Source organism: Vibrio sp. D173a, assembly GCF_030248475.1.
Window position 1 is genome coordinate 1 of sequence record NZ_JAHGAH010000200.1, and the last position, 26,094, is coordinate 26,094.

A 26,094-nucleotide genomic window follows, 5' to 3' on the forward strand; every position below is an offset into this window, starting at 1 on the left:
CTTGTGATCAAGAGACAGCGTGTAAACGAGGCTTTTTGTTTATTGGCGGGAGGTAAAGCGTGAGCCTTAGCAACCAGGACCACAATCAAGACAGTGTTTGATCATCTCTGGACCTAAGTGAAGCTTCGCATTCAAATCTCGTAGTGCGGTACGAACGCCTTCTTCAATCACTGGGTGATAAAACGGCATATCCAACATCTCAGAAACTGTCATCTTGTTCTGATGTGCCCAAGCGAGTAGGTGTGCTAAATGCTCGGCATTTGGTCCCATCATTTCAGCTCCCAAGAAGCGGCCAGTACCTTGCTCTCCGTAGACATGCAACATGCCTTTATTACGAAGCATGACACGAGAGCGGCCTTGGTTTTCAAATGAGACTTCACCCGTTGCGAAGCAGCCACAGGTGCCTAAACGCGTCTCTAGTTGCTTGAAGGTCTCTCCTACCATCGCAATCTGTGGGTCTGAGAAAACGGCTGAGATCGATGAGCGACGTAGACCTGCACGAATATCAGGGAAACGACCTGCGTTGTCACCGGCAATACGACCTTGGTCTGCCGCTTCGTGTAGCAATGGAATTTGGTTACTTGCATCACCTGCGATGAAGATGCTCTCTACCGAAGTTTGCAATGTATAGTGATCCGCCGTTGGTACGCCGCGCTCATCCAGTGCCACATTAGTGTTTTCAATCGCCAACTTGTCGACATTCGGGCGGCGACCTGTTGCTGCCAATACGTAATCAACAACAAAGGTTTCTAGTTCACCATCGTGGTTGATGAATTGGATTTCAACTTTATCCTCTTCGCTGTTGTCTGATGAAGCAATGCGTTTCATGCTTTCGACTTTTACATCGGCATCAAGGTAAAACTCTTCTTTGAAGGCTTTATCGGCGTACGCCATCACTTCAGGATCGGTCAATGGTCCTACTTGACCACCAAGACCAAATAGCTTCATATTTACACCTAAACGATGCAGCGCTTGACCCAATTCAAGGCCAATCACACCAGGGCCAAATACGGCAACAGATTCTGGCAAGTCATCCCAATCGAACACATCATCGTTAATTACTATGCGGTCGCCGAGTTCATTCCATACAGCAGGGTAAGCAGGACGCGAGCCTGTTGCGATCACAATACGCTTAGCTGTGATTTGAGTGTGGTCATCAACGATTAACGTGTTGTCGTTGGCAAACTTAGCATAACCCGACACTTTATCTTCAGCAGGGATCTCATCGACGCCTTCCAACACAAAGCCAACAAAGCGGTCACGTTCACGCTTTACTCGATCCATTACTTCACGACCGTTAATGTAAATCTCGCCTTGTGGGTGTACACCAAATCCCGGTGCTTTCTCGATCTGGTGTACGCTTTCTGCTGCGGCGATTAATAGCTTCGATGGCATGCATCCGACACGAGCACATGTTGTGCCGTAAGGACCACCTTCAATCATCACAACACTGTCTGTGTGTGCTTTTGCTGCGCGGTAGGCGCCAAGACCTGCAGTACCACCACCAATAATTGCTACGTCGACATTTAACTGTTTCATAATGGATTCTCGTTTTTCCCAAACGCAGTTGAAGTGACTAAGTTTGGATGAGTGAATTTGAGTTCATTAATCTTGATAACTGGTCGAACGGTGAAGACAACCAGTTATCAAGACTAAGCATAGGAAGTGATTGAGAGGGATGGTCTCCCGGGCGAGGGATGCTCCGGGAGACCTAGGGCTGAGTTCTGGACAGCGAGATTGCCAACCCAAGCCCATTAGGCAAACTATTAACCTAGGTAAGCTTCTAGCTCTTCGCTACCGCCGATGTGTTTACCACCGATGAAGACTTGAGGAACCGTTGTGCGACCAGAGATTGCACGTAGACTTACTGTTGTTGCGTCTTTACCCAGAATCACTTCTTCATATTGAAGACCGTGGTCAATCAGATTTTGTTTCGCCTTCATGCAGAAAGGACAACCTGGTTTAGTGAACACCGTGATAGATTCTTGAGTTTTGTACTCAGGTGCTACGTAGTTCATCATAGTGTCTGCGTCAGAAACTTTGAACGGGTCGCCTGGCTCGTTTGGTTCGATGAACATTTTCTCAACCACGCCGTTTTTCACTAGCATGCTGTAACGCCATGAACGCTTGCCGAAGCCGATGTCGTTTTTGTCCACTAGCATACCCATGCCGTCTGTGAACTCACCGTTACCATCTGGAATGAAAGTGATGTTTTCTGCTTCTTGGTCAGCTTTCCATGCGTTCATTACAAACGTATCGTTCACTGACACACATAGAATTTCATCCACGCCGTGTTCTTTAAATACTGAGAACAACTCGTTGTAACGAGGTAGGTGGCTCGACGAACACGTCGGAGTAAACGCACCTGGCAAGCTGAATACGATAACCGTTCTGTCTTTAAACAGCTCATCCGTGGTTACGTTCACCCATGCGTCACCTTTACGAGTCGGAAAAGTAACTTGTGGTACAGCTTGACCTTCTTTTGATGCAAACATGATGATTTCCTTTTTAAATTTATGAAATAATTCGTTTTCGAGCTTAGCGTTATTTGTCGCTCAGTTTCGTTTTGTTGAGCTCATTATTGAAAAAAAACTTTGATAGCTCTAATCGTTTAATGCTATGGTTTTGATAGATTATTTCTATCGCCAAACAAGAAGCGAATCGTACGTATGAATATCCGAGATTTTGAGTACTTGGTGGCGCTTGCGGAGCACAAGCATTTTCGAAAAGCAGCGGAAGCCTGTTTTGTTAGCCAACCAACCTTGAGTGGTCAGATTCGTAAACTAGAAGATGAACTGGGCACGGCATTACTAGAAAGAAGCAGCCGTCGAGTGCTGTTTACCGATTCTGGTTTGCAGTTGGTGGAGCAAGCAAAACGCATCTTAAGTGAAGTAAAAACCTTCAAAGATATGGCGAGTGGCCAAAGTGGTGCCATGACGGGACCAATGCATATTGGCTTTATCCCGACCGTTGGGCCTTATTTGCTACCTAAGATCGTTCCTCGATTAAAAGAAGAGTTTCCTGAATTGGAACTGTTTCTGCATGAGGCTCAAACCCATCAATTGGTTCGTCAGTTAGAAGAGGGCAAACTAGATTGTCTAGTATTAGCCTCTGTTGATGAGACAGCGCCTTTCAGAGAGATTGAAGTCTACAATGAGCCGTTGAGCGTTGCTGTACCTTGTGACCATGAATGGGCAGGCTTAGATCATATCGACATGCTGGATCTTAATGGTCGAACCGTATTGGCGTTAGGTGATGGCCATTGTTTGCGTGACCAAGCTCTGGGGTTCTGCTTTGCTGCTGGAGCCAAAGACGACGAGCGTTTCAAAGCGACCAGTCTAGAGACGCTGCGTAACATGGTAGCTGCTGGCGCTGGTATTACGTTGCTGCCAGAGTTATCTGTCCCGCATGAGAAGAAAAAAGATGGCGTATGTTACGTTCCAGCTGTGAACCCTACGCCTTCTCGCAGTATTGTTTTAGTTTACCGTCCCGGTTCACCACTGCGTGCTCGCTTCGAAGCGTTGGCTTCGACAATTAAAAGTATTCTGGAAGCGAAACAAAACTCTATTGCAGCTTAAGTCTCTGCTTAAATCAGATAATCCAGATAAACAAAAGGGAGCTCAATGGCTCCCTTTTTCATATCGTTAATTCGCTATTAGAACAGCTCTTCTGAGCCACTGCCACCAGAGTAGATACTGTCTTCTAGACTGTTACCTACGTACTCAGTTGGCTCTGTACCTTTCTCGAAGTATTCGAACATCGATGAGCCATCGACTTTGTGCGTCAATAGGCCGCTATCACGGTCGATACGTACACGAACGATATCATCTGGAATGTTCTTGTTCTGCTGTGGTTTACCCTCTAAAGCAACATGCATGAAGTCAATCCAAGCTGGCTCAGCCGTCTTAGCACCTGATTCTGCACCAGAGATCTGGCCTTTACCAAGGTTGCTGTTCACTGTTGTGCGGCCAAGCGTACGAGAGTGGTCATCGAAACCAACCCATGCGATAGCCACGATACCAGGGCCGTAACCGTTGTACCAAGTATCTTTTGAGTCGTTGGTTGTACCGGTTTTACCGCCGATATCGCGACGTTCAAGTTTCTGTGCACGCCAGCCAGTACCGTTCCAACCTGTGCCATCACGCCAGCTACCGCCACCCCAGATGTTGCTGTACATCATTTCACGCATTAGGAACGCGTTTTGCGCTGAGATAACTTGTTTCGCGTATTGCGGAGTATCGTTTTCTAGAGCGTTGTCTGGAGCGATGTTTTCCGGCGTTACGTCTTGTTCACCAAATTCTGCAGCAAACTTATCTTCAGCTGGAACGTGCTGTTCCATTTGAGGGCAATCGTGCTGACAGATCACTTTCGGGTTTGCTTTAAACAGCACTTCACCGAATGAGTCCTCTACATGGTCAATATAGAACGGTTCTACATAGTAACCGCCGTTGGCAAATACAGAGTAACCCTGTGCCACTTTCATTGGCGTTAAGCTACCTGCACCAAGCGCGATGGTCTCTGAACGTGGCACTTCGTCAATATCAAAGCCAAAACGCGTTAGATATTCACGAGTCTCGTCCAAACCAACTTCACGAAGAGTACGCACTGCCATTACGTTTTTAGACTGTGCTAGACCGATACGCAGACGAGTAGGGCCCACGTATGTTGGTGGTGAGTTCTTTGGACGCCATGCAGAACCAGAACCTGCATCCCATTTGTTGATTGGTGCATCGTTAACTAGAGAAGCAAGCGTGAGACCTTTGTTTATTGCCGCTGAGTAGATGAAAGGTTTGATACTTGAACCTACTTGGCGCACTGACATAGTCGCACGGTTAAACTTGCTGTGAACAAAGTTAAAGCCACCAACCAGAGAAAGCACAGCACCGTTTTCCGGATTCATTGCCACAAATGCCGTGTTTGCACTTGGTACTTGGCTTAGCTTCCAGCTGTTGATGGTGTTGCCGTCTTTGTCGGTTGTGCTGATTTCACGAACCCAAATTTGTTGGCCTGATTCCAAAATCTGTTTAGCTGACTTTGGTACGGCGCCTTGGCGTTCATCCGTCAGGTACTTACGAGCCCAGTTCATGCCAGTCCATGCGATGGTTTGTTCATCGTGGTTCTTGACCCAAACTTGCGCTGTTTTGTCATCGACTTTCGTCACGACCGCTGGGTAAAGTTGTCCGTAAGTTGGTTGCTTCTTCAGATGTTTATCAATCTGCTCTGTATCCCAAGCGGTTTCACCTTGCTTCCACAATACTTTCTCAGCACCGCGGTAGCCATGACGCTCGTCGTAAGCAAGGATGTTATTGATCGCCGCTTTGTTTGCTGCGTCTTGCAGTTTTGAATCTACTGTCATGTAGATGTTCAAGCCAGAGGTATAGGCTTTTTCTGCGCCATACTCTTTCACTGCCCATGAGCGCGCAAGCTCTGCAACGTATGGGGCAGAAAGCTCAATCTCAGCACTGTGGTAACGAGCGACAATAGGTTCAGCACGCGCTTCATCATATTGCTCTTGAGTGATGTATTTCTCATCCAACATACGCATCAGAACGACATTACGACGGTTTGTCGCGCGCTCTAGTGAGTAGATTGGGTTCATTGTCGATGGCGCTTTTGGCATACCAGCAAGCGTTGCGATTTCACTTAGCGTGAGTTCATTTAGGCTCTTACCAAAATAAACCTGAGCTGCGGCACCGAAACCGTATGAGCGGTAACCAAGGAAGATCTTGTTAACGTACAGTTCCATGATCTCTTGCTTCGTCAAAAGCTGCTCAATGTGAATCGCAATGAAGATCTCTTTCACTTTACGCATGATCTTCTTCTCGTTGGATAGGAAGAAGTTACGCGCTAGCTGCTGAGTAATGGTACTCGCACCTTGCTTTGCAGAGCCAGATAATGCAACGACGACTGCCGCACGTGTAATACCGATTGGGTCGATACCTGGGTGCTCGTAAAATCGGCTATCTTCGGTCGCGATCAGCGCATGAATTAAATCTTGCGGAATTTCGTCGTAAGTAACAGGAATTCGGCGTTTCTCACCAAACTGTGCGATCAGTTTCCCGTCTTGACTAAAAACCTGCATAGGTGTTTGTAATTCAACATCTTTTAAGGTTGCAACATCTGGCAATTCAGGCTTCACGTATTGATAGAAGCCAAAAATTGTGGTGACTCCAAGAATTATGCAAATCAATGTTAAAAATAATAAACGCTTTATGAACTTCACCGGAGAATCCCTGATTGGTTGAGGCTGTGTAACGGCAAACCCTTGTACTCTTAGGTCAAAAATTTAGCACATAAGAGATATTAACTCTTATTTGGATGCTAATAACAACCTTTGCACGAAGAAAATTCTCTGGGTGCTAACAACATCGGCACGCAAGAATTTCGGAGCGAGAGTAGAGATGGATAAGCTATTAGTTACGGGCATAGATATTGGCCATAACAGCCTCAAAGCCGTGGTACTTAAACCCAATGGCAACAGTTACGCACTACTGGGTTACAAAGAAATAATACTTAAGGAAGGTATTGTCGCTGAAAATAACACCATAAATCATCAAGAAATTGTAAAGACCCTTAAAGAGATGAAAAAAGAGCTACCTTTTCGTGCTCGAAAGGTCGCAATTTCAGTTCCAGATAATGCTGTGATCAGTAAAAAGCTGCAGATAGAGCAGAACTTAGAAGAGAGTGAAAAGGAGTTTGCTGTTGTGCAAGCCTTCTCACATCAGTCTCCATTCCCCGTGGAAGAGCTGAGTCTTGACTTCATCAAGGTTGATACGGATGAGCAGATGCGAGGCACTGACAGTTATCAGGTCTTTGCGACTCGTAAAGACGTGGTAGAAACCCGAGTTGAGGCATTGCAGAAATCAGGCTTGAAACCAGTACTGGTGGACGTGCACTCACAAAGTCTTGGTCATATGTGGAAATTGGTAGCGGAACGTTTTCCTGAAAAGAACAAGTATTGTTTACTGGACATTGGTTCTTTGAACAGTTCTTTCACTATGTTCACCGAACAAGGCGAATTGTTTCATAAAGAATTTCCCTGCGGTACTCGCACTACGGGCAGTTTGTTTCAACAAGATCAATTAGCAGACGATGCACAAGTGGCAACGGAGCAATTTAATCGACAAATCGTTGAGCGTGTTAAACGTCAGATGCAGCTCTATACCTCAATTAATGGAAGCCAGGATATCAAAGGCGTTTGGCTTTCGGGAGAGGGCGCTGCAACACCTATGTTGGCCGAGGAGCTGTCTAGCCAGTTGGCACTAGAGTGTGAACTGCTTAATCCACTTGGTTTGTTTGAAATGAAGGTCTCTAAACGCAAACGTCGTGCCGCGGATTGGCAACACTTCACTGTTGCAGCCGGACTGGCTGTACGTGGTATTCAGTGGCTAGGAGGTGACAATGCTGTATCACATTAACCTTCTTGCCTGGCGTGAAAACCAACGTGAAGAGCATCGTCGTCGTTTTATTGGCTTGATTTTACTCGGGGCAATCGCTGCTCTGGGTGTGCAATGGGGGATCGGTAAGTACTACCAATACCAACAAGATCAGCAGCAACAGCGCTTGGATTATCTCGCTCACTATATCTCTCAACTCGATAAACGTATTGAAGCCATGAAGATAGCAGAGCAAGAGCACAGCAAAATTCTAGAGCGCTTAAAGACCGTTGAGGGGTTGCAAAATGGGCGCAATAAAACCACTGAGTTTATGAACCTTATGCCCTCAGTGATCCCTGAAGGCGTCTATGTCGATAAGATCAAAATGAACGACTACGAGATTGAGATCTCGGGTATTTCTGATAGCACCTCTCGTCTTGCCACCATGCTCGATAATATGGAGCGTTCCGCCAAGCTGCTGGATGTTGATATGCACTCCATTGTTCATGGTAAAGCGCGCTTTGGTAAAGAGTTCCAGACGTTCAAAGTCTCCTTCATGTTTAAAGACGCCTCTATAAAAGGAGGTAAGCAGCATGGTTAATTGGCAAGACCTAGAAATGGATGAAATCGCTGAGTGGCCGCTGGTGCCTCAGTTGGTGGCGATTCTTCTTATGGTGGTGTTGATCCAAGGTTTTGGTTACTGGTTTTATTTGAAGCCAGAGGAAGCTCGCCTTAATACCTTGCTCCAAGAAGAGCAGACTTTAAAAGTCGCGCTGAGGATCAAAGCCAATAAAGTCGCTGCACTGCCGCAGCTTCAGTCACAACTTGATGAACTGACCACCCGCTATGAACTGCTTTTACAACAACTGCCTGCACAGAAAGAATTGGCGACCATGCTAGCGTCGGTTAATGAACTCGGCATCGATAACAAGCTGACATTTACGCGTATTGATTGGGGAGATAAAGAGTCAGAGCATTTCCTTTACCGTTTGCCGCTCAATATTGAGCTAACGGGTGACTTCCATGACATCGGTCGTTTTTCACAGGCCATCGCCACCTTACCACGCATCATCACATTTCAAGATGTAACTTGGCAGCGAGTCAGTCAAGAGAGTGAAACCTTGCACTTCCGTGTAAGAGCAAACACTTACCAATTCAAACCAGAGGAAAAGAAAGATGCGAAATAAATCTTTGCTGATGGTTTGTATGGTGAGTCTGCTGAGTGGTTGCCAAGCCAATGATGAGTCACTAACCGACTTTATTCGCGGTGTAGAAAACCAAGCACGCCGTGATGTCACCAAACTCCAGCCGACTGAAGAATATGTAGTGGTGAGTTACGAGCCTGAAATTTTGCGTGCCCCTTTTGAACTGCCAAAAGAGGCCACCATCGCAACTCAACCTGTTGCGAGGCAAGACTGTTGGCAACCGCCGTCAAGAAAGCGCACAGGCAAACTGGAACGTTTCCCACTCAACCAACTTCGCCTTAAGGGTGTGATGGGAATGGGCAGCAGCGTCTCGGGTTTGGTTCAAGCACCGAATGGCACAGTTTACAAAGTGAAGCCAGGTCAATACCTCGGACGTAACAATGGCAAGGTAACCCACGTATCCCACAGCTATTTATTGATTAATGAAACCTTGCCAGACGGTTTAGGTTGTTGGCAAAAGCGCAAAGTGAAGTTGGCGTTGAGATAGGCATAGCGGCATTTATTTTTGATATTGAGTAATGATGAAAATGAGACACGGATTAACACTGACACCAAGGAAGCTAACAGGGCTCTTCTCTTTATGGTTCTTTCTACTTTTAGCCCCTTTCGTCGCAGCAGAAGAAGTACAGTCTAACTCACTTAAGAGCATCGACTTCCGTACGAACAAAGACAAAGACGCCGTGATTGTGGTTGAGCTCGCATCACCCGCTGTGATTGTTGATATTAAACGCGTACAAGAAGGCTTGAGTATCGACTTACTCAACACCTCCGTTAAAGATGACCAGCTTTACCTACTTGATGTGAAAGATTTCTCGACAGTTGTCGAGAGCGTTGAGGTATTCCGCGATACTTCTACAACACGTCTGGTGGCTTATATAGATGAGGACTATTCTCACGACTACCGTCTTACTGGTCGTTATTTAGAGGTAAAGGTTGGCAAGCTTAAAGCCAACGAAAAAGCGCCGGATAAAAGCATTTTGGAAAAAGAAGGCAAGCTAATTTCGATTAACTTCCAAGACATTCCTGTGCGAAACGTGTTGCAACTTATCGCCGACTATAACCAATTTAACTTGGTCGTCTCTGACTCGGTTGAGGGTAACTTGACCTTGCGTTTGGATGGTGTGCCTTGGCAGCAAGTACTCGACATTATCTTGCAAGTGAAAGGGTTAGATAAGCGTGTTGATGGCAATGTCATTCTCGTTGCACCAAAAGATGAATTGGATCTGCGTGAGAAGCAGCAACTCGAAAAGCAAAAGCTAGAGAAAGAGATCGGTGAGCTTTCATCAGAGATCATCAAGGTGAACTTCGCTAAAGCGTCAGACATTGCTGAGATGATCAATGGAGAGGGCAACATCAGTATGCTTTCTGATCGAGGCAGCATGACCATTGATGAGCGTACCAACTCGTTATTGATTCGTGAGTTACCTGAGAATATTGAAGTGATTCGCGAGATCATAGAATCATTGGATATTCCTGTAAAACAGGTTCAGATTGAAGCGCGTATTGTGACTATTAATGAAGGTAACATGGACGAACTTGGCGTTCGTTGGGGCTTCACTTCCATTAATGGCAGTCATACTGTGGGTGGTTCAATTGAGAATAACCTTGCGACAATCGGCTTGTACGATGGCGGCGGTGACGGTGAAGGTGATGACGGTGGCAGCAGTGTGGGTATTGACGACTTTCTCAACGTTAACCTTGCTGCGACCAGTCCAAATGCGACCAGTATTGCCTTCCAAGTTGCGAAGTTAGGTTCGGATACCTTACTAGATTTGGAACTTTCGGCGCTGCAACAAGAATCGAAAGCAGAAATTATTTCCAGTCCACGTTTGATCACCACGAATAAGAAGCCAGCTTACATTGAGCAGGGTACCGAGATCCCTTACCTTGAATCCTCTTCCAGTGGTGCGACTTCTGTGACGTTCAAAAAAGCGGTATTGAGCTTGAAAGTGACGCCACAGATTACGCCTGACAACCGTTTGGTGTTGGATTTGAGCGTTACGCAAGACAGACCGGGCCAAGTGGTAAAAACAGGCACTGGTGAGGCGGTGGCGATCGATACGCAACGTATTGGTACACAAGTTTTAGCCAATAATGGCGAGACAGTCGTGTTGGGCGGTATTTTTCAACACAGCATTACAAACTCCGTCGATAAGGTGCCTTTATTAGGTGATTTGCCGCTGTTAGGTGCGCTTTTCCGTCGAAGTTACGAAAATGTCGGTAAAAGTGAACTACTGATTTTTGTTACACCTAAAGTTGTGATTCAGTAAGAATCGGTAGGCAAAAAAACGATTAGATCAAAAATAAAGTTGCATTAGTGGCACCATGCTTGGATAATTTCGGGTCTTATCACGAATTATCTGTGAGGAATTGGTGCCACAAGCCTTGTGAAACAGCAGTTTGGCTGTGTTTTCTTGTGGCGATCTTATTGAATTAACGTTGTAAATTACCGCTAAATATGGCTGAGAAACGTAATATTTTCCTTGTTGGCCCAATGGGCGCCGGCAAAAGTACAATTGGTAGACACCTAGCACAGCAACTGCATATGGAGTTCGTGGACTCTGATACAGTGATCGAAGAACGCACTGGTGCAGATATCGCTTGGGTTTTTGATGTTGAAGGTGAAGAAGGCTTCCGCAAACGCGAAGAAGCTGTACTTGAAGACCTAACTCAAGAGCAAGGCATCGTGCTAGCAACGGGCGGTGGCTCTGTTAAGAGCAAAGAAAACCGCAACCGTCTTTCAGCACGTGGTGTTGTTGTTTACCTAGAAACAACTATTGAAAAGCAACTTGCTCGCACAAACCGCGACAAGAAGCGTCCTCTACTTCAAACTGACAACCCTCGTGAAGTATTGGAAAGTTTGGCAGGCGAACGTAACCCTCTATACGAAGAAGTAGCGGATTACACAGTTCGTACTGACGATCAGAGTGCAAAAGTGGTAGCCAACCAGATCGTAAAAATGCTAGAAGAGAGATAAGCATTTATCTTTTTCAAATTGGAGCACACCGATGGAACGGATTACGGTCAATCTAGCAGAGCGTAGCTACCCAATCTCAATTGGCGCCGGGTTATTTGAAGACCCGGCGTACCTTTCTCAAATTCTTTCAAACAAAAATGCCAATCAGAAAGTCGTCGTGATCAGCAATGTCACGGTTGCTCCTCTGTACTCGGAAAAAATTCTTAGCCAGCTTGAACAGCTCGGTTGTGATGCCTCATTGCTTGAATTGCCTGATGGTGAGCAATACAAAAGCCTAGACACGTTTAATCAAGTCATGAACTTCCTGCTAGAGGGAAGCTACGCACGCGATGTAGTGATTATTGCGCTAGGTGGTGGTGTGATTGGCGACCTCGTTGGGTTCGCGTCTGCATGTTACCAACGTGGTGTGGATTTCATCCAGATTCCGACCACATTATTGTCTCAAGTAGACTCATCGGTTGGCGGTAAAACCGCAGTTAACCACCCGCTTGGCAAAAACATGATTGGTGCTTTCTACCAACCTAAAGCGGTTATCATCGATACCAACTGTCTATCGACGCTCCCAGAGCGTGAATTTGCAGCGGGTATTGCTGAGGTGATCAAGTACGGCATTATTTACGATGGTGCTTTCTTCGATTGGTTGGAAGAGAATCTTGATCGTCTATACGCATTGGATGAAGAGGCACTGACTTACGCGATTGCACGTTGTTGTGAAATCAAAGCGGAAGTTGTGGCACAAGATGAGAAAGAGTCAGGCATTCGAGCACTGCTGAACTTGGGCCATACCTTTGGTCATGCGATTGAAGCTGAACTTGGTTATGGCAACTGGCTACACGGTGAAGCGGTATCTTCCGGTACAGTGATGGCGGCGAAAACCTCTCACTTACGTGGATTGATTTCGCAAGAGCAACTGGATCGCATCATCAATATTATGTGCCGCGCTAAACTGCCTGTGCATACGCCAGATACAATGAGCTTTGATGATTTCATGACGCACATGATGCGTGATAAGAAAGTCTTATCCGGTCAGCTGCGTTTAGTTCTGCCAACGGGCATCGGCAGTGCCGAAGTCATTGCAGACACACCGCAAGATATCATCAAACAAGCTATCGACTTCGGTCGTGACATTTAACCTTGTAATGGCGCCTATCGGCGTCATTCTTGTAGTTTATTAAGGTTATTTAGATGAGTTTCGCTCACGTTCTTGAATTGGATTCGCAAACCGAGCTTTTAGACAGATTAAGCTTGTTAACCAATTTTGGTTCTAACTTGATCGCAGTAAATGGCCAAACTGGGTACGGAAAGTCTTGGTTGGCACAGCGATATCTTGAACTCGGTGCAAGTAACAAAAACCAATGTTTGTTACTTTGTCATTCAAATCAAGATGATGTGCAGCGTCGTATGCTCATTTTGAGCCAGATTGTTTCTGATGCACTGTTCAATCAGCAAGATACGTTGCTTGATAGTTTGGAGCGTATCTTAGGTAATGAAGCGTGTGATATCGCGATTGTGGTTGATGATGCGCACTTGTTGAGTGAAACACTGGTCTCAGAATTATGGATGCTGGTGCTAGCAGCACAAGCGAATCCAAAATGGAAAATCAACATCTTACTGTTTACTCAAAGTGGGCGTTTGGAATCGGTATTGTCGCGTATCAGCTACGGGCAAGAACTTAAGCCAGTTGAACTCGATATTGAGATGTTGTCAGAAGTTGAAGCGCGTCGCTTTTTTGAATCTTTGGTAATTCGATATGTCGACGATGAATCAGAAAAGCGCGTTCGAGATGCATTTAAGAAAGTCGACCCGGTTCCGGGTGACATCATGGCGTTAGGAGAGATGAAAGTGGAAAAAAGGATCATTATCCGCTCAATTGTAGGCTCACCCCTTAACATCGCATTGGTTGTATTGGTGCTGCTATTGTTAGCTGCTGGTGGCTACTGGTGGATGTACAATCAGCCGAGCCCTGACGATAAAGCACAGCAAATCACTGGCGCTATTGAGCAAACGGCGATTCCAACCCTAAGCGAACCTCGAGCTACCAGTGGCGCAGATTCGACGATGAGCAACGAAGCTGAAGATAGCACGGTGCTTACTGATGCGACGGATGACTCTGATTCATTACCACCAACCGTAACGGATGAAGTGGCGAGTGTTGGCACGGAAGACAAGCAACAACGTGTTGTGATTGAGTCTGATGTGGTGGATGCATTGCTCGAGGGTAAGCCAGGAGAAGCGGATACTGATGAAATCAACCAAGTGGTTGAAGAATCGGTTCCTCAAGCGCAAAGCAGCTCGAGTTCTTCGCTCATCAATGTTGTTCAGACAGGTGAACAGTCTGCTGAAGCTCAAGTTATGCCAACTAAACCAGTGGTGAAGTTCTCTTTTGCTCGTGAAGAGCTTAAGGCCTTATCGCCACGCGGCTATACGCTACAGCTCGGTGCGATGACCGCAATGGAAGATGTGCAAGCGTTTCTCGATAAATACGACTTAAACGGTAAGGTAAGAATTTACCCAACGGTGCGCAGCGGAACGGAATGGTACATCATCACTTACCAAGATTACCCAACCATTCAATTGGCTCGTGACGCAGTCGAAAGCTTACCGGATGCGCTTAAATCGCTGAGTCCTTGGGCAAAATCGTTAGGTCAGGTGCATCGCGAAATTGATCGCGTGAAATAAACCTGAGCTTCGTTGAAAAATATGTTACATTCCGCAGCCTTAATTTTTGGTCGATAGATAGAGCAGTAGATGAAAAAGCAACGAGCCTTTCTTAAGTGGGCAGGAGGAAAATACGGTCTGGTTGAAGATATCCAACGTCATTTACCACCGGCTCGAAAGCTAGTTGAACCTTTTGTTGGTGCTGGCTCGGTTTTTCTTAATACCGACTACGACCACTATCTGCTGGCGGACATCAACCCCGACCTGATCAATCTCTACAACCTACTTAAAGAGCGTCCTGAGGAGTATATCTCTGAAGCAAAACGTTGGTTTGTTGCTGAGAACAATCGCAAAGAAGCTTACCTAGATATTCGCGCCGAGTTTAATAAAACTGATGACGTGATGTATCGCTCTTTAGCGTTCTTGTACATGAACCGTTTTGGCTTTAACGGCTTGTGTCGTTACAACAAAAAGGGCGGTTTTAACGTTCCTTTTGGTTCGTACAAAAAGCCTTACTTCCCTGAAGCTGAGCTAGAATTCTTTGCTGAAAAAGCGAAGAAGGCAACATTTGTCTGTGAAGGTTACCCAGAGACGTTCAGCCGAGCACGCAAAGGCAGCGTGGTTTACTGCGATCCACCTTACGCACCGTTGTCGAATACGGCGAACTTTACTTCTTATGCAGGTAACGGCTTCACGCTTGATGACCAAGCGGCATTGGCTGATATCGCAGAGAGAGCTGCAACTGAACGTGGCATTCCTGTTCTGATTTCAAACCACGACACCACACTAACGCGTCGCCTTTATCATGGCGCTGAACTGAACGTGGTGAAAGTGAAGCGAACCATCAGCCGCAATGGCAGTGGTCGTAATAAAGTTGATGAGCTTCTTGCTCTGTTCCGAGCTCCTGATACGGACAAATCTGGCTCCTAGCTCTCACACTATTGTATCTAAATAGTGGATCTCCCCACTGGCTTCGGTAGAATTGCGCGCAACAAATTGTTTGCTGTTTGCTCGCCACTACTGAGGTCAGGTATGAAAGATTTTCTAATTGCTCCATCCATTTTATCAGCTGATTTTGCTCGTCTCGGTGAAGACGTAGAAAAAGTACTCGCAGCGGGTGCGGATGTGGTGCACTTCGACGTTATGGACAACCACTATGTACCAAACCTGACTTTTGGTGCGCCTGTGTGTAAAGCGCTACGTGATTACGGCATCACAGCGCCAATCGATGTTCACCTGATGGTGAAGCCTGTTGATCGCATCATCCCTGATTTCGCCAAAGCTGGCGCATCGATGATTACTTTCCACATTGAAGCATCTGAGCACGTTGACCGTACTCTTCAACTGATCAAAGAGCACGGCTGTAAAGCGGGTGTGGTTCTTAACCCAGCAACACCACTTGCACACCTTGAATTCATCATGGACAAAGTTGACTTGATTCTACTGATGTCTGTAAACCCTGGTTTCGGTGGTCAATCATTCATTCCTCACACGTTAGATAAGCTACGTGCAGTACGTAAGATGATCGACGAGTCTGGTCGCGATATCCGTCTAGAAATTGATGGTGGCGTGAAGGTAGATAACATCCGTGAAATCGCCGAAGCGGGTGCAGATATGTTTGTAGCGGGCTCTGCGATTTTCAGTGAACCAGATTACAAGCAAGTGATCGACAAAATGCGTGCTGAACTTGCAGAAGTAAAATAAGCGCGACAAACCGCCCTGAAACCAGCGCGATAACGAAGGCTGCCACTTTGCTGGCAGCCTTTGTTGTTTCTGGCGCGAGGCTAGAAAAAATATCCATCGTGGTGTGCAAATAATCACTTGCCTATTTTGCGTCCTTTCTGTACTATTCGTGCTCCTTAAAACTCAGTCAATTTTCTTTAGTTCCTTGCTTCCTCTGGACGACTGAGCCATTTGTGGAAGCTGAATAATCCGTAAGGAGCAACCAATGCGTCATTACGAAATCGTATTCATGGTGCACCCAGATCAAAGCGAGCAAGTTGCTGGCATGATCGAGCGTTACACTGGTTCAATCACTGAAGCTGGCGGTAAAATCCACCGTCTAGAAGACTGGGGCCGTCGTCAACTGGCTTACCCAATCAACAAGCTTCACAAAGCTCACTACGTTCTAATGAACGTTGAAGCTGGTCAAGAAGTGATCGACGAACTAGAAACTGCTTTCCGTTTCAACGATGCAGTTCTACGTAACATGATCATGCGTACTAAAGCGGCTATCACTGAGCAATCTATCATGCTTAAGCAGAAAGAAGAGCGTGCAGAGCGTGCTCCTCGTCGCGAAGAGCGTGCTGAAGCTAAGCCAGAAGCAGCTGCTGAGTAATATTTCTTATGACCAATCGAATGGAGCTGAGTGGCACCATTGCCAAGCCGCCCATTCGTAGTAAAAGCCCTGGTGGCATTGAACACTGTCGGTTTTGGTTAGAGCACCGCTCTACTGTTATCGAAGCTGACCTACCTCGACAAGTTTATTGTCGAATGCCGGTAGTTGTCAGTGGGCTTGGGTCACAAGCATTAACTCAGAATTTAGTACAAGGCAGTAACATTAAGGTAGGTGGATTTGTCGCCTATCAGACCGGCCGAAATGGCGTTGGGAAATTAGTGTTACATGCCGACAACATTACTCAAATTTAAGATCAGGAGATAGCCCATGGCTCGTTTCTTCCGTCGTCGTAAATTCTGCCGTTTCACTGCAGAAGGCGTACAAGAGATTGATTACAAAGACGTAGCAACTCTTAAAAACTACATCACTGAAGCTGGTAAAATCGTCCCTAGCCGTATCACTGGTACAAGCGCTAAATACCAACGTCAACTAGCTCGCGCTATCAAGCGTTCACGCTACCTAGCTCTACTACCGTACACTGATAAGCATCAGTAATCGGTCGTTTTATTAAGAAAGAGGATTAAGCAATGCAAGTTATTCTACTTGATAAAATCGGTAACCTAGGTGGTCTTGGCGACACAGTAAACGTTAAATCTGGCTACGCTCGTAACTTCCTTATCCCTCAAGGTAAAGCAGTTATGGCGACTAAAGGCAACGTTGAAATGTTCGAAGCTCGTCGCGCTGAACTAGAAGCTAAAGTTGCTGAGCAACTAGCTGCTGCTGAAGCACGTGCTGAGAAAGTTAACGCTCTAGAAGCAGTTGTTCTTGCTTCTAAAGCTGGTGACGAAGGCAAACTATTCGGTTCTATCGGTACTCGTGACATCGCTGAAGCTATCACAGCTGCAGGCGTTGAAGTTGCTAAGAGCGAAGTTCGCCTTCCTGAAGGTGCTCTACGTAACACTGGTGAGTTCGAAATCAGCGTTCAACTTCACTCTGAAGTTTTCGCTACAATCAACCTACAAGTTGTTGCTGCTGAGTAATTCAGTACCAAGCGAAATAGTAAAAAGCACCTCCTCGGAGGTGCTTTTTTTATGTCACAACGCTAGAAAAGAAAGTGCAGCTCAGTTAGAAAAGAAATAGTAAATTAACCGCGAATACGCTGTCTGCCTTGTTTAAATTATTTGGTACTTTATTGTGGTACTGGCGCGAATGAGTGAGTTTTAACGCTATACCCTCAGTGATGTTATTCGTTACGCTCAGGTCGCTATCAACAAGAGTATTGCTTTTGCCGGCTACTAAAGTGATATTGGCAGAGAGACTTAAGTTATCCAAAGGATTCCATGTGGTATTGATGTTACCACGGACGATTCCCTCCCGAACGATGTCTGGAAAGATGATGTCGTCTTCGTCAATTTCGTCTAAGTTTGGTTCTTGGTAACGAAAACCAGGGCCTAGTTCCACTTCTAGAGTAAACTCCTCTGTATACGCGAACTGGTAACCAAGACCGCCAGAAAGGGTGTAATCTTTAAAGTATGCACTGTAGCGTGAATCAACCCCTTTAAAGCTGCCGTACAAGTAGGTTTTTGGTCCTAACTTATAGTCGCTTTGCACGCTGTAGGTTGAAGAGCGTTTGTCTTCCTCTCCATCTTCATAAAGGTTGTAGTACTTCCATTCGCCGCTAGAGCGGTGGCGGCCAGAAGTGTATTCAGCACTTAGACGAGCATTCAGGGAACGAGAGTCCGTGTTACCTGTGTGAGCTTGATAGCCGAACTCGACCTCAGTTTGCAGAGGATTGGGCACTTCAATTTCTTGCTCTGGCTGTACTGCCTCCTCAGCGTACGATGCTCCCGTGCAAAGTAAGCTAAAGCCAAGTAACCAGTATCGGGACACAAATACCTCGAACGTAATAAAAAAGGAGGGGCATGATACTGATACAGATGTTTTATTCGGTCAATGATAGGTTAATTTTTATTAGACCTAAGCTGAAGAACCTTATCATCAGGCCCGCTTTGCGCATTGAACTTTTCTCACTGTCTGTTTCAGCGCTATTGGGAGAGATTCTACCGCAATTGCGTAATTTCGCACCATAAAAAGCGCTTTCACAGTCATTCACTTGTTGAATTCTTAACAAGTAATTGTCGCTTCAGGGAAGCATATTGGCTAGGTTTAAGGTTATAATCTTGGGTCATTAGTAGTTATCGAGCAAAGTCATGGCGGAAAACAGAAATCGCAAACCTTCAGACAGTCAGGTCGACGCAATCAAAGTGCCACCTCACTCGCTAGAAGCCGAGCAATCAGTAATTGGTGGTCTCTTACTGGACAATGAACGTTGGGACACGGTCGCCGAGCGTGTTGTGAGCAGTGATTTCTATAGCCGTCCTCACCGTCTAATCTTCGAAGGCGTAAAAAACATTCTTGAAGATGGTAAGCCTCTCGACTTGATTACTCTGTCGGAGCACCTAGAGCGTCACGAACAATTGGAAGACGTGGGTGGTTTTGCGTACCTTGCGGATCTTGCGAAAAACACACCAAGTGCAGCTAACATCAACGCTTACGCGGACATCGTAGCGGAGCGTGCAATTGTGCGCGGCCTGATCGGTGTAGCAAATGAAATTGCGGATGCTGGTTATGATCCACAAGGTCGAAGCTCAGAAGACTTAATTGATATGGCGGAGAGTAAAGTTTTCGCCATTGCAGAATCTCGTACTAGCGAAAACGAAGGCCCACAAAACGTCGATAACATTCTCGAAAAAACGCTAGAGCGTATCGAGATGCTATACAAAACACCTCAAGATGGTGTGACGGGTGTAAACACTGGCTTCAACGACCTCAACAAAAAAACGGCGGGTCTACAAGGTTCTGATTTGGTTATCGTGGCGGCACGTCCATCGATGGGTAAAACCACTTTTGCGATGAACTTGTGTGAAAATGCAGCGATGGACCAAGACAAACCGGTACTTATCTTCTCGCTAGAGATGCCTGCCGAACAGTTGATGATGCGTATGCTTGCGTCCCTATCTCGCGTTGACCAAACCAAGATCCGTACAGGTCAGCTTGATGATGAAGATTGGGCTCGTATTTCTTCTACCATGGGTATCCTAATGCAGAAGAAAAACATGTACATCGATGACAGCTCTGGCCTGACACCAACAGAAGTACGTTCCCGTGCTCGTCGTGTGGCGCGTGAACACGGTGGTCTTTCGATGATCATGGTCGACTACCTTCAGCTAATGCGTGTGCCTGCTCTTTCGGATAACCGTACCTTGGAAATCGCGGAAATCTCGCGCTCACTTAAAGCGTTGGCGAAAGAGTTGAACGTTCCTGTGGTAGCACTGTCGCAGCTAAACCGTTCCCTAGAGCAACGTGCCGATAAACGCCCAGTTAACTCAGACTTGCGTGAATCGGGCTCTATCGAGCAGGATGCCGACTTGATCATGTTTATTTACCGTGACGAGGTTTACAACCCTGATAGCCCTTACAAAGGCACGGCAGAAATTATTCTTGGTAAGCAACGTAACGGCCCTATCGGTTCGGTTCGCTTAACCTTCCAAGGTCAACACTCGCGTTTCGATAACTACGCGGGCCCTGCATTTGATATCGATGATGAGTAATGCAATGAGCTACATGAAAGCCGCGATGGCATGTATTGACTTGTCAGCACTGCAGCACAATTTACAACGCGTAAAAGAACAGGCGCCAGAAAGCAAAGTGATGGCGGTGGTGAAGGCAAATGGCTACGGCCATGGTCTGCGTCATGTGGCTAAACACGCGACACATGCTGATGCCTTTGGCGTTGCTCGCATTGAAGAAGCGCTTCAGCTACGCGCGTGTGGTGTGGTGAAGCCGATTTTATTACTAGAAGGTTTTTATTCACCTGGCGACTTACCCGTGTTGGTGACTAATAACATTCAAACGGTTGTCCATTGTGAAGAGCAGTTGGCGGCATTAGAGCAAGCTGAGCTCGAAACGCCCGTTGTGGTTTGGCTCAAAATCGACAGTGGTATGCATCGTCTTGGTGTACGTCCAGAGCAATACAATGAATTCATCACACGCCTGAAAGAGTGTCCAAATGTAGCGAAACCGCTGCGTTACATGAGCCACTTTGGTTGCGCTGATGAACTGGATAACAGTATCACGACAGAGCAAATCGACTTGTTTATGTCGCTTACCGCCGGCTGTCAGGGCGAGCGTTCTTTGGCGGCGTCAGCAGGCTTGCTTGCTTGGTCACAAAGTCAACTAGATTGGGTTCGTCCGGGTATCATTATGTACGGCGTGTCTCCATTCAACGATAAAACCGCGCAAGATATGGGTTACAAACCTGTTATGACACTGAAGTCGCACTTGATCGCAGTACGTGAAGTGAAAAAAGGCGAAAGTGTCGGTTACGGCGGCATGTGGACCAGCGAGCGTGATACCAAAGTCGGCGTGATTGCGGTGGGTTACGGTGATGGCTACCCACGTACAGCGCCAAATGGTACGCCTGTTCTGGTCAATGGACGCAAAGTACCAATTGCAGGCCGTGTTTCTATGGATATGCTGACGGTCGATTTAGGGCCAGATGCGACTGATAAAGTAAGCGATGAAGCGATTCTATGGGGCAAGGACTTACCGGTAGAAGAGGTAGCAAGCCACATAGGCACCATAGCTTATGAGTTAGTGACTAAACTGACTTCTCGTGTCGAAATGGAATACTCGAAGTAACCCATGAAGAAAAGATTATTCTCAGTGCTGGCATTTTCTGCCAGTCTTTTTTTATCTCCACATATAGTCGCGAAAGAGAAAGACTCAGCATTTGTTCCGTTCTATTTCAGTACTGAAACGCTCGGAAGTACAGTAGGCCTTGCTGGCGTTGCAAAAGGAGTAGGGCAACCGCAAGCTGCCTTGTTTGGTATGGGCCTGTACTCAGAGAAGGACAGCTACGTCGGTTTTCTTTCGGCCTTCAACTACGCTTTGTCTTCAAACCTTTTGTTTAGCACGCAGATGTATCAAGCGCGCTTTAACGACAACCCTTATTACTTAGGTGATCAAGGTTCGAATAGCTCTTCAACGGAAGATAAAACGGTAACCAATGGCGACGAAGAGAACTACAAACTGGAGTTCAAGTACCTGCTTCCTTGGGGCAATGTTCGTGAACACGGACTGCTTGGTGCATTCCAACCAGTGAGAGATGTGAGCTTTGCTTCTCCGGTCGATTCTGGTGTGAGCTCAATTATCTTCACGCCGTTTTATTCTTCTCGTGAGTTAGATATCTACAACGATAAGAAAGAAGAAGCGACAGGGTTCAGCCTGAAATTTGACTGGGACAACCGCGACAGTGTGCGTAACGCGACACGAGGCTCTCATACGTCGTTTGATTTAACCACGGGCGCAGAGAGCCTACAGTCGGAAGACTTATGGTTGAAGTGGGAATTCCAAAACAGTCAGTACTACTCGTTAGGTCCACTCGGTGATTGGTTCGATCAGCAAGTGCTGGCGTTTGACTTCTATACTGCAGATACGCCGACATGGAATAAATGCGATGGTGCAGTATGTGCTCGTCCACCAGAGCAAGAGCAAGTTCGCTTGGGTGGCTTGTATCGTCTGCGTGGTTACACGGCGGGTCGTTATCATGGACGCAGCGCGATTCACTACTCTGCGGAGTACCGCGTATTACCAGACTGGCAGCCGCTCGATGATATCCCTCTCATCAACTACTACGATCTGCCTTGGTGGCAATGGGTCGCGTTTGCTGAAGTGGGGCGAGTCGCGGACGATTATGATTTAAAAACACTGCATGAAGACATGAAGTGGAACGTCGGCGGTGCGGTGCGCTTCCAAGTCGAAGGGATTGTGGTTCGTGCTGAAATGGCCAAAGGTGCCGATGAAGGCACTTTCCGAGTCATGATAAACCAACCGTTCTAAACCCAAAAAGGCTAACTTGGTGAGTTAGCCTTTGTTTTATCTGAACTATTCACCGTTGATGGTGGCAATAATACGACGACTGCCACCGTAATCTCGGTGTTCACCTAAGTAAATACCCTGCCATGTTCCTAAAGCTAACTGACCGTTTTGGATAGGAATTGTCACACTGCTGCCAAGTAGAGAGGCTTTAATATGTGCGGGCATATCATCATCGCCTTCATAAGTGTGTTGGTAGTAAGGCGCTCGTTCAGGCACAAACTTATTAAAGTGGGCTTCCATGTCCATACGCACCGTTGGGTCTGCGTTTTCATTTAAGGTCAAACTGGCAGAGGTATGCTGAATGAATAAATGTAACAAACCTACTGAAAGCGATTGGATTTGTGGTAATTGTTGTTCAATTTCATCAGTGACCAGATGGAAACCACGCTGACGCGCTTTTAATTGCAGTGTTTTTTGTGCCCACATATGCGTTCCTTTGGAAAAATTTGGTTTGGCGTCTATCCTAATCCAATTAGAGCCTGTCATTACGAAATGATATGATTCCCAGCATCATAAATGAATTGTTTACATTCGAAACAGGGAACGTGACCTAACTCAATGCGAGTGAAAGGGCACTCAGTCATAATTGGCGACTGAAAAAAAATTACAAAGACTTGTTTTGTGGCAATTTGCCCAAACATCTCATTTATATTCTATTTGCTTAATCGGGGATTCCGCAGTTTTCGCTAGACTGTCAGGAATGGAACCTACTGTAACATCGGGATAAAGACCATGTTGAAAAATATCAATCCAACGCAAACACAAGCTTGGAAAGCGCTAACTGCGCATTTCGAATCTGCACAAGATATGGATCTGAAAGAGCTATTTGCTCAAGACGCAGCGCGTTTCGACAAATACTCTGCACGCTTCAGCTCAGACATCCTAGTCGATTACTCAAAGAACCTAATCAACGAGGAAACTCTGAAGCACCTTTTCGCTCTTGCGAACGAGACTGAGCTTAAGTCAGCTATTGAAGCGATGTTCAGTGGTGAAGCGATCAACAAAACAGAAGATCGCGCTGTTCTTCATACTGCACTACGTAACCGTTCGAACAAGCCTGTAATGGTTGGCGGCGAAGACGTAATGCCTGCGGTAAACGCGGTTCTTGATAAAATCAAATCATTCACTGAGCGCGTAATCGGCGGTGAGTGGAAAGGTTACACAGGTAAAGCAATCACAGACATCGTAAATATCGGTATCGGCGGTTCTGACCTTGGTCCTTACATGGTGACTGAAGCACTAGCACCATACAAAAACCACCTAAACCTACACTTCGTTTCTAACGTTGATGGTACTCACATCGTTGAAACTTTGAAGAAAGTAGACCCAGAGACAACTTTATTCTTGATCGCGTCTAAGACGTTCACGACTCAAGAAACTATGACAAACGCGCACTCTGCACGTGATTGGTTCCTAGCAACTGCTGGCGATCAAGCACACGTTGCTAAGCACTTCGCAGCGCTTTCTACTAACGCTCCTGCGGTATCTGAGTTTGGTATCGACACAGACAACATGTTTGAATTCTGGGACTGGGTTGGTGGTCGTTACTCACTATGGTCTGCAATCGGTCTTTCAATTGCACTGGCTGTAGGTTACGACAACTTCATTGAGCTTCTAGACGGTGCTCACGAGATGGATAACCACTTCGTGTCGACAGATCTAGAAAGCAACATCCCAGTGATTCTTGCTCTGATCGGTATTTGGTACAACAACTTCCACGGCGCTGAGTCTGAAGCAATCCTACCTTACGATCAGTACATGCACCGCTTCGCGGCGTACTTCCAGCAAGGTAACATGGAATCTAACGGTAAGTACGTAGACCGTGAAGGTAACGCAGTGACTTACCAAACGGGTCCTATCATCTGGGGTGAGCCAGGTACTAACGGTCAGCACGCGTTCTACCAGCTGATCCACCAAGGCACTAAGCTGATCCCATGTGACTTCATTGCACCAGCAATCAGCCACAACCCAGCAAGCGACCACCACCAAAAACTGATGTCTAACTTCTTTGCACAAACAGAAGCACTGGCATTTGGTAAGTCTGCAGAAACTGTGAAAGCAGAATTTGCGAAAGCAGGTAAGAGCGAAGAAGAAATGGCGTCTCTAGTACCATTCAAAGTATTTGAAGGTAACCGCCCAACGAACTCGATCCTAGTTAAGCAAATCACACCTCGCACACTAGGTAACCTGATCGCAATGTACGAGCACAAAATCTTCGTTCAAGGCGTTATCTGGAACATCTTCAGCTTCGACCAATGGGGCGTTGAGCTAGGTAAACAGCTAGCAAACCAAATCCTACCTGAGCTAGCGGATGAGTCAGAAATCAACTCACATGACAGCTCGACAAATGGTCTAATCAATGCATTTAAAGCGTTCAAAGCTTAATGTCTGAATAGAAAAAGAAAAGGTCAGCAAACGCTGACCTTTTTTATTGCCTGAGGCAGAAACAAAAATAGGTTGGCACTGACCAACCTATTTCTTCTCGATTATTCGAAGCAAATCTCGATGAAGGCATTTCCCCACTGTGAAGAGAAAGGCATGATGATGATTGAGCCTTCACACTTGTGGCGAATGGTATGACCTCGACCTGATACCACAACCGGTGTTGCCATATCAAAATCAAACCCACTTTCCGCTAGAATGCGCTTCGCTCCGCCTGTCACCATATTCGTGATTTCGCCCACCATGTCAGTCACTTCTTCGTTCAGTCCATTTGGACGTTCACCAAGCATGTTCTGCATGATTTCAAGTGCTAACGCTTCGTCAAAGGTAATCGACATAGAGCCACGAGTTTGTGGGCCAACCATGCCAATAAGGCCAGAAACGTCACCTCGTGCGATCTCATCTTTCTTGATTCGCGGTTTTTGTGGCTTCAATTCAAGCGAAGCCATGGTTTTTAGCACGTTCATTAAAGAAGCCAAAAACGGGTTTACAAATTCAGCGCGCATAACGTTCTTCTATCTTTCTTATTTCGTCTCCGAGGAACATGCCTGGCACTCGCCATGGGTTTCGATAACGTGATTCGTCAGTTTGAATCCATGTTTCTCGGCGTTATTGGCTAACAAGGATATCAGCGTCTCGTCTTCAAGTTCAACGACATCGCCACATTTATCGCAAATTAGCAGTTGGAAAAAGTGCTGTTGAGTGTTGAACGAACAGCAAGTGATAAAGCTGTTGTTTGATTCCACTCGATGAATAAAGCCTTGTTCTAGAAGAAAATCTAATGCTCGGTATACCGTCGGTGGTTTAGCCTGTGGCTCACTCTCTTTCAGTTGCTCCAATAGCTCATACGCACTAGAGGCGCGGCGATTAGAACAAATGAGCTCAAAAACGCGTCGGCGTTGCGGCGTCAATCTTACTCCGCGCTCTGCGCAGATATGTTCAATTTGTTCAAGGATTGTTGGGTCCAAATCTTTCACCATAACTATCGGACGTGCTTTATGATAAACCATTTCTATACGAACTTCGTTTAGAAAGACTTCATTTTACCCACTATCAGACCGAAAATCATGAATTAAAGCAAGCAGGTGTATATCAGAGAGAGTAACCGATATCACAGAACGAGATCCCAATGCCGAAATACACCAGTTGGGAAGTAAG

Annotated in this window: 26 protein-coding genes; 19 read left to right on the forward strand and 7 right to left on the reverse strand. The window is 46.2% G+C overall.

Going from position 1 to position 26,094, the window contains the following annotated elements:
• Positions 1-66: 66 nt before the first annotated feature.
• Together KIV40_RS19260 and KIV40_RS19265 are read right to left on the reverse strand one after the other, a co-directional pair.
• Positions 67-1,539, reverse strand: a complete 1,473-nt coding sequence (locus tag KIV40_RS19260; RefSeq protein ID WP_285350808.1) for a dihydrolipoyl dehydrogenase — start codon at positions 1,537-1,539, stop codon at positions 67-69.
• Between the two features lie 227 nt (positions 1,540-1,766).
• The gene (locus tag KIV40_RS19265; RefSeq protein ID WP_005432732.1) at positions 1,767-2,495 is read right to left on the reverse strand and encodes a redoxin family protein; all 729 of its coding nucleotides are present in this window, start codon (positions 2,493-2,495) and stop codon (positions 1,767-1,769) included.
• Positions 2,496-2,669: 174 nt separating this feature from the next.
• Here KIV40_RS19265 and oxyR point away from each other — a divergent pair, with 174 nt between their 5' ends.
• The gene (gene oxyR, locus KIV40_RS19270; RefSeq protein WP_285350810.1) at positions 2,670-3,578 is read left to right on the forward strand and encodes a DNA-binding transcriptional regulator OxyR; all 909 of its coding nucleotides are present in this window, start codon (positions 2,670-2,672) and stop codon (positions 3,576-3,578) included.
• 77 nt (positions 3,579-3,655) lie between these two features.
• Here the strand turns inward: oxyR and KIV40_RS19275 are convergent, their stop codons facing one another.
• Positions 3,656-6,223 carry a PBP1A family penicillin-binding protein gene (locus KIV40_RS19275; RefSeq protein ID WP_285350812.1) on the reverse strand — a complete coding sequence of 856 codons (2,568 nt, stop codon included), beginning with the start codon at positions 6,221-6,223 and terminating at the stop codon, positions 3,656-3,658.
• Positions 6,224-6,401: 178 nt separating this feature from the next.
• On the opposite strand from KIV40_RS19275, the gene pilM reads away from it, so the two are divergent.
• From pilM to rplI, 14 genes are all read left to right on the forward strand, one after another.
• Positions 6,402-7,418, forward strand: coding sequence for a type IV pilus assembly protein PilM (gene pilM, locus KIV40_RS19280; RefSeq protein ID WP_285350813.1), 1,017 nt, complete (start codon positions 6,402-6,404; stop codon positions 7,416-7,418).
• Positions 7,402-7,977 carry a PilN domain-containing protein gene (locus KIV40_RS19285; protein ID WP_005432710.1) on the forward strand — a complete coding sequence of 192 codons (576 nt, stop codon included), beginning with the start codon at positions 7,402-7,404 and terminating at the stop codon, positions 7,975-7,977. Before pilM ends, KIV40_RS19285 begins: the two co-directional genes overlap by 17 nt.
• Positions 7,970-8,563 (forward strand): type 4a pilus biogenesis protein PilO, encoded by a 594-nt coding sequence (locus KIV40_RS19290; protein WP_045380630.1) that lies wholly within the window; start codon positions 7,970-7,972, stop codon positions 8,561-8,563. Before KIV40_RS19285 ends, KIV40_RS19290 begins: the two co-directional genes overlap by 8 nt.
• Complete coding sequence (locus KIV40_RS19295; RefSeq protein ID WP_285350815.1) at positions 8,553-9,068, forward strand: pilus assembly protein PilP; 516 nt, start codon at positions 8,553-8,555, stop codon at positions 9,066-9,068. Before KIV40_RS19290 ends, KIV40_RS19295 begins: the two co-directional genes overlap by 11 nt.
• 34 nt (positions 9,069-9,102) lie before the next feature.
• Entirely contained in the window at positions 9,103-10,851 is a 1,749-nt protein-coding gene (locus KIV40_RS19300) for a type IV pilus secretin PilQ family protein (protein WP_285350834.1), read from the forward strand.
• 188 nt (positions 10,852-11,039) lie between these two features.
• On the forward strand, positions 11,040-11,558 hold the full coding sequence (aroK, locus tag KIV40_RS19305; protein ID WP_010443904.1) for a shikimate kinase AroK: 519 nt from the start codon (positions 11,040-11,042) through the stop codon (positions 11,556-11,558).
• A 31-nt stretch (positions 11,559-11,589) separates the two neighbouring features.
• The gene (gene aroB / locus KIV40_RS19310; protein WP_285350817.1) at positions 11,590-12,690 is read left to right on the forward strand and encodes a 3-dehydroquinate synthase; all 1,101 of its coding nucleotides are present in this window, start codon (positions 11,590-11,592) and stop codon (positions 12,688-12,690) included.
• Between the two features lie 53 nt (positions 12,691-12,743).
• On the forward strand, positions 12,744-14,237 hold the full coding sequence (locus tag KIV40_RS19315; RefSeq protein ID WP_285350819.1) for an AAA family ATPase: 1,494 nt from the start codon (positions 12,744-12,746) through the stop codon (positions 14,235-14,237).
• Between the two features lie 69 nt (positions 14,238-14,306).
• Positions 14,307-15,146 carry a Dam family site-specific DNA-(adenine-N6)-methyltransferase gene (locus KIV40_RS19320; RefSeq protein WP_005532700.1) on the forward strand — a complete coding sequence of 280 codons (840 nt, stop codon included), beginning with the start codon at positions 14,307-14,309 and terminating at the stop codon, positions 15,144-15,146.
• 102 nt (positions 15,147-15,248) lie between these two features.
• The gene (rpe, locus tag KIV40_RS19325) at positions 15,249-15,920 is read left to right on the forward strand and encodes a ribulose-phosphate 3-epimerase (RefSeq protein ID WP_005532698.1); all 672 of its coding nucleotides are present in this window, start codon (positions 15,249-15,251) and stop codon (positions 15,918-15,920) included.
• 244 nt (positions 15,921-16,164) lie between these two features.
• Positions 16,165-16,554, forward strand: a complete 390-nt coding sequence (gene rpsF, locus KIV40_RS19330) for a 30S ribosomal protein S6 (RefSeq protein WP_005438446.1) — start codon at positions 16,165-16,167, stop codon at positions 16,552-16,554.
• An 8-nt stretch (positions 16,555-16,562) separates the two neighbouring features.
• Positions 16,563-16,865 carry a primosomal replication protein N gene (gene priB, locus KIV40_RS19335; protein ID WP_038889577.1) on the forward strand — a complete coding sequence of 101 codons (303 nt, stop codon included), beginning with the start codon at positions 16,563-16,565 and terminating at the stop codon, positions 16,863-16,865.
• A 16-nt stretch (positions 16,866-16,881) separates the two neighbouring features.
• Positions 16,882-17,109: a 30S ribosomal protein S18 gene (gene rpsR, locus KIV40_RS19340; RefSeq protein WP_000090472.1), complete on the forward strand. Its 228-nt coding sequence runs from the start codon at positions 16,882-16,884 to the stop codon at positions 17,107-17,109.
• 32 nt (positions 17,110-17,141) lie between these two features.
• A complete protein-coding gene (gene rplI / locus KIV40_RS19345; RefSeq protein WP_005451518.1) occupies positions 17,142-17,594 on the forward strand; it encodes a 50S ribosomal protein L9 in 453 nt (150 codons plus the stop codon).
• Between the two features lie 85 nt (positions 17,595-17,679).
• Here the strand turns inward: rplI and KIV40_RS19350 are convergent, their stop codons facing one another.
• On the reverse strand, positions 17,680-18,444 hold the full coding sequence (locus tag KIV40_RS19350; RefSeq protein ID WP_010643512.1) for a YdiY family protein: 765 nt from the start codon (positions 18,442-18,444) through the stop codon (positions 17,680-17,682).
• Between the two features lie 320 nt (positions 18,445-18,764).
• Between KIV40_RS19350 and KIV40_RS19355 the strand changes: the two genes are divergently transcribed.
• The 3 genes from KIV40_RS19355 to KIV40_RS19365 are packed head-to-tail and all read left to right on the forward strand — an operon-like array spanning position 18,765 to position 22,455.
• Positions 18,765-20,165 carry a replicative DNA helicase gene (locus tag KIV40_RS19355; protein WP_050905142.1) on the forward strand — a complete coding sequence of 467 codons (1,401 nt, stop codon included), beginning with the start codon at positions 18,765-18,767 and terminating at the stop codon, positions 20,163-20,165.
• Positions 20,166-20,178: 13 nt separating this feature from the next.
• Complete coding sequence (alr, locus tag KIV40_RS19360; RefSeq protein ID WP_285350836.1) at positions 20,179-21,255, forward strand: alanine racemase; 1,077 nt, start codon at positions 20,179-20,181, stop codon at positions 21,253-21,255.
• Between the two features lie 3 nt (positions 21,256-21,258).
• The gene (locus tag KIV40_RS19365) at positions 21,259-22,455 is read left to right on the forward strand and encodes a BamA/TamA family outer membrane protein (RefSeq protein WP_285350823.1); all 1,197 of its coding nucleotides are present in this window, start codon (positions 21,259-21,261) and stop codon (positions 22,453-22,455) included.
• A 45-nt stretch (positions 22,456-22,500) separates the two neighbouring features.
• Here KIV40_RS19365 and KIV40_RS19370 read toward each other — a convergent pair whose 3' ends face one another.
• A complete protein-coding gene (locus tag KIV40_RS19370) occupies positions 22,501-22,920 on the reverse strand; it encodes a secondary thiamine-phosphate synthase enzyme YjbQ (RefSeq protein WP_005438458.1) in 420 nt (139 codons plus the stop codon).
• A gap of 306 nt (positions 22,921-23,226) precedes the next feature.
• Between KIV40_RS19370 and pgi the strand changes: the two genes are divergently transcribed.
• Positions 23,227-24,879 (forward strand): glucose-6-phosphate isomerase, encoded by a 1,653-nt coding sequence (gene pgi, locus KIV40_RS19375; RefSeq protein WP_285350825.1) that lies wholly within the window; start codon positions 23,227-23,229, stop codon positions 24,877-24,879.
• Positions 24,880-24,980: 101 nt separating this feature from the next.
• On the opposite strand, the gene KIV40_RS19380 is transcribed toward pgi, so the two are convergent.
• Both KIV40_RS19380 and zur read right to left on the reverse strand, forming a co-directional pair.
• Complete coding sequence (locus KIV40_RS19380) at positions 24,981-25,442, reverse strand: chemotaxis protein CheX (protein WP_005381269.1); 462 nt, start codon at positions 25,440-25,442, stop codon at positions 24,981-24,983.
• 18 nt (positions 25,443-25,460) lie between these two features.
• Positions 25,461-25,916: a zinc uptake transcriptional repressor Zur gene (gene zur / locus KIV40_RS19385; protein WP_005536446.1), complete on the reverse strand. Its 456-nt coding sequence runs from the start codon at positions 25,914-25,916 to the stop codon at positions 25,461-25,463.
• Positions 25,917-26,094: the final 178 nt, after the last annotated feature.

Excerpts from the sequence above, each read along its gene's own strand:
- KIV40_RS19260 (WP_285350808.1), bottom strand. The coding sequence starts at position 1,539 with ATGAAACAGTTAAATGTCGACGTAGCAATTATTGGTGGTGGTACTGCA.
- KIV40_RS19265 (WP_005432732.1), bottom strand. The coding sequence starts at position 2,495 with ATGTTTGCATCAAAAGAAGGTCAAGCTGTACCACAAGTTACTTTTCCG.
- oxyR (WP_285350810.1), top strand. The coding sequence starts at position 2,670 with ATGAATATCCGAGATTTTGAGTACTTGGTGGCGCTTGCGGAGCACAAG.
- pilM (WP_285350813.1), top strand. The coding sequence starts at position 6,402 with ATGGATAAGCTATTAGTTACGGGCATAGATATTGGCCATAACAGCCTC.
- KIV40_RS19285 (WP_005432710.1), top strand. The coding sequence starts at position 7,402 with ATGCTGTATCACATTAACCTTCTTGCCTGGCGTGAAAACCAACGTGAA.
- KIV40_RS19290 (WP_045380630.1), top strand. The coding sequence starts at position 7,970 with ATGGTTAATTGGCAAGACCTAGAAATGGATGAAATCGCTGAGTGGCCG.
- KIV40_RS19295 (WP_285350815.1), top strand. The coding sequence starts at position 8,553 with ATGCGAAATAAATCTTTGCTGATGGTTTGTATGGTGAGTCTGCTGAGT.
- KIV40_RS19300 (WP_285350834.1), top strand. The coding sequence starts at position 9,103 with ATGAAAATGAGACACGGATTAACACTGACACCAAGGAAGCTAACAGGG.
- aroK (WP_010443904.1), top strand. The coding sequence starts at position 11,040 with ATGGCTGAGAAACGTAATATTTTCCTTGTTGGCCCAATGGGCGCCGGC.
- aroB (WP_285350817.1), top strand. The coding sequence starts at position 11,590 with ATGGAACGGATTACGGTCAATCTAGCAGAGCGTAGCTACCCAATCTCA.
- KIV40_RS19315 (WP_285350819.1), top strand. The coding sequence starts at position 12,744 with ATGAGTTTCGCTCACGTTCTTGAATTGGATTCGCAAACCGAGCTTTTA.
- KIV40_RS19320 (WP_005532700.1), top strand. The coding sequence starts at position 14,307 with ATGAAAAAGCAACGAGCCTTTCTTAAGTGGGCAGGAGGAAAATACGGT.
- rpe (WP_005532698.1), top strand. The coding sequence starts at position 15,249 with ATGAAAGATTTTCTAATTGCTCCATCCATTTTATCAGCTGATTTTGCT.
- rpsF (WP_005438446.1), top strand. The coding sequence starts at position 16,165 with ATGCGTCATTACGAAATCGTATTCATGGTGCACCCAGATCAAAGCGAG.
- priB (WP_038889577.1), top strand. The coding sequence starts at position 16,563 with ATGACCAATCGAATGGAGCTGAGTGGCACCATTGCCAAGCCGCCCATT.
- rpsR (WP_000090472.1), top strand. The coding sequence starts at position 16,882 with ATGGCTCGTTTCTTCCGTCGTCGTAAATTCTGCCGTTTCACTGCAGAA.
- rplI (WP_005451518.1), top strand. The coding sequence starts at position 17,142 with ATGCAAGTTATTCTACTTGATAAAATCGGTAACCTAGGTGGTCTTGGC.
- KIV40_RS19355 (WP_050905142.1), top strand. The coding sequence starts at position 18,765 with ATGGCGGAAAACAGAAATCGCAAACCTTCAGACAGTCAGGTCGACGCA.
- alr (WP_285350836.1), top strand. The coding sequence starts at position 20,179 with ATGAAAGCCGCGATGGCATGTATTGACTTGTCAGCACTGCAGCACAAT.
- KIV40_RS19365 (WP_285350823.1), top strand. The coding sequence starts at position 21,259 with ATGAAGAAAAGATTATTCTCAGTGCTGGCATTTTCTGCCAGTCTTTTT.
- KIV40_RS19370 (WP_005438458.1), bottom strand. The coding sequence starts at position 22,920 with ATGTGGGCACAAAAAACACTGCAATTAAAAGCGCGTCAGCGTGGTTTC.
- pgi (WP_285350825.1), top strand. The coding sequence starts at position 23,227 with ATGTTGAAAAATATCAATCCAACGCAAACACAAGCTTGGAAAGCGCTA.
- KIV40_RS19380 (WP_005381269.1), bottom strand. The coding sequence starts at position 25,442 with ATGCGCGCTGAATTTGTAAACCCGTTTTTGGCTTCTTTAATGAACGTG.
- zur (WP_005536446.1), bottom strand. The coding sequence starts at position 25,916 with ATGGTGAAAGATTTGGACCCAACAATCCTTGAACAAATTGAACATATC.